This is a genomic window from Hydrocoleum sp. CS-953 (assembly GCF_002260545.1).
In the GTDB taxonomy this organism is placed as follows: Bacteria; Cyanobacteriota; Cyanobacteriia; order Cyanobacteriales; family Microcoleaceae; genus Trichodesmium.
Genome location: NZ_LGSU01000250.1, coordinates 1 through 2540 on the forward strand (window position 1 = coordinate 1; position 2540 = coordinate 2540).

Annotated in this window: 3 protein-coding genes; 2 read left to right on the forward strand and 1 reads right to left on the reverse strand. The window is 37.4% G+C overall.

Going from position 1 to position 2540, the window contains the following annotated elements; genetic code table 11:
- The first annotated feature begins 501 nt into the window (after nucleotides 1-501).
- Both AFK68_RS02180 and psbQ read left to right on the forward strand, forming a co-directional pair.
- A complete protein-coding gene (locus AFK68_RS02180; RefSeq protein WP_094671271.1) occupies nucleotides 502-1296 on the forward strand; it encodes an SDR family oxidoreductase in 795 nt (264 codons plus the stop codon).
- A 394-nt stretch (nucleotides 1297-1690) separates the two neighbouring features.
- Nucleotides 1691-2134 carry a photosystem II protein PsbQ gene (gene psbQ / locus AFK68_RS02185; protein WP_094671273.1) on the forward strand — a complete coding sequence of 148 codons (444 nt, stop codon included), beginning with the start codon at nucleotides 1691-1693 and terminating at the stop codon, nucleotides 2132-2134.
- Between the two features lie 48 nt (nucleotides 2135-2182).
- Here psbQ and AFK68_RS02190 read toward each other — a convergent pair whose 3' ends face one another.
- Nucleotides 2183-2383, reverse strand: coding sequence for a hypothetical protein (locus AFK68_RS02190; RefSeq protein WP_094671275.1), 201 nt, complete (start codon nucleotides 2381-2383; stop codon nucleotides 2183-2185).
- Between the last annotated feature and the right edge of the window lie 157 nt (nucleotides 2384-2540).

Below are 2540 nucleotides of genomic sequence, written 5' to 3' on the forward strand. Positions count from 1 at the left end.
TCAATAATTAATAATTATTAATTACCTCTTCTGTAATAGAAGGATTGGTTAAAAGGGCATTTTTTTCTTCTCTTGGTCGATTTGATATGGCATTTAGCGTTCCCCACAAAGTGCGTTTTTCATATCGGCGACAGGGGAAACGCTACGCGACATGGAAAGCGGAGCATTCCCTATACGAAAAACCGTAGCTTCTCTGCAAGAGGCAGCATTCCCCAGGAAAGAAAAGCTCCTCTAATTTTGCCATAGTAAAAATGATTAGAAGTCAACTAAAATATAGCAATCCTAAATTGGTCGTAATAAGTTTTTTAATAATTAAAAAGAGCTGAAAAACTTGAAAATTATGACTCCTGACTCCTGACTCCTGACTCCTAAATACTCCCAAAATACCACAACCGATCGGAGGATTGCTATAGTAATTTTACATTAATTTGTACTATATTTTGCAGATGAAGTATAATTAATGGACTAAAAATATAAAAATATGATTTGATTTTAAGCCAAATGAAAACTGCATTAATTACAGGCGCTTCCTCTGGAATAGGTGAAACTTTTGCTCAAGAATTAGCAGCAATAAAAACCAATCTAGTATTAGTTGCTCGTTCCGAAGATAAACTACAAAAATTAGCAAATACTTTACAGAGTAAATATCAAATTCAGACTGATGTAATAGTTCAAGATTTAACAGCATCAGGAGCAACAAAGTCTCTATTTGAAGCAGTTTCTCAGAAAGGATTAACTATAGATTTATTAGTTAATAATGCTGGTTTTGGTGACTATGGAAATTTTGCTGGAAGACTTCTAGAAAAGCAAGTAAATATGATTCAATTAAATATTACTGCTTTAGTAGAATTAACACATTTATTTTTACCAGGAATGCAACAACGCAAATCTGGTGGAATTATTAATGTTGCTTCAATTGGTGGATTTCAACCTTTGCCTTATATGTCCGTTTATGGTGCAACAAAGGCATTTGTTTTAAGTTTTAGTGAGGCTTTGTGGGCAGAAAATCAAGATTCAGGAGTGAAGATATTAGCCCTTTGTCCTGGACCTACAGAATCAGATTTTTTCCAGAGAGCAGAATTTCCGGGGTCTGGAGGAAAAACTTCCATGGAAAAATTGACCTCTGCAGAAGAGGTAGTACGAGATGCTCTTCAGGCATTAGAAAAAAATCAATCTAATGTTGTTACAGGAGGATTGTTAAATCAAGTAATTGTTAATACTTCTCGTTTCCTTCCACGAGAGACTTTAGCTGGTGTAGTAGAAAAACAGTTTAAAAGTTTTGACCAAAATAAGTAAGTATAGTGCTACGCGCAAGTCAAAAGTAGTCTATCACTAAGTTTTTCCTGCCTAAATGTTCAGCTAATCAGCTAACAGAATTTACCAATGTCTGTGCCCTAAATGCACAGTCTTATAGAACCCATTTTGGCTCTATGAAAAGGGAGTAGGGGAGTGGGGGAGATGGCGAGATGGTGAATAGAGGGGCCTAGATTCTACTCTCGATCTCCTGAATTCTGTAGGGGCGAAGAGCGAATCGCCACTACGACTCCTGACTCAAGAGCCAAAAACCCTTACCTTTACCAAGATACCAAATGGCTTCTATAAATATAGTTATCTATTGCCAAAATGGTCATTTCCATCTTAAATCTAAGAATAGAATACTAAAATTAGACTTGACAAATAAAAGAGGATTATGTTAAAAAAACGGTCGATAGTAGCATGGGTAATGGCACTATTAGTAGCATTTTTGGCGAGTTGTAGTTCTCCAACTCCACCGCCAACCTACTCAGATGCTCAATTACAGAAAATTGAACAATATACGGCCAGAATAGTGGCTTTGCGCGATCGCATGAGTGAACTAGAAAGCCTAATTCAACAGGAAGAATGGATAAATGTAGATACGTTTATCCACGGGCCATTGGGAGATTTGCGGAGTAAGACTAATTATCTGACCCAAAGTCTACTATTGGCAAAAGACAAAACACCTGTGCTGGATGCAGCAAAACAAGTATTTGAAGACTTAGAGGACATTGATGTAGCAGCAGCAGAAGGGGATAAAAAGCAAGCTCTGAGTGAGTACAAAAAAGCAGTAGCTGATTTTGATACTTTCTTAGGTTTAGTGCCAAAAGATAGTTAAATAGCTATAAGCTTTGAGCTTTCAGCTCAAGTCAAAACTATAGCAATCTTAATAATTAGGTTGTAACATTCTACTGTAGGGGTTTGGTCTCCAAACCCAAGCCCCAAAATGGGATGTTAATTTTATCGTAGGGGTTTGGTCTCCAAACCGAGCGCCAAAATGAGATGTTAATTTTATCGTAGGGGTTTGGTCTCCAAACCGAGCGCCAAAATAGGATGTTACAGCAGTTTTCAGGTCAATGAACCACATAAAAAAAATGATAATCTTGTAGGGACGTTGCATGCAACGTCCCTACAGTGGTCTACCCAAATGAAAACCGCTGTAATTTTATCGTAGGGGTTTGGTCTCCAAACCGAGCGCCAAAATGAGATGTTAATTTTATCGTAGGGGTTTGGTCTCCAAACCG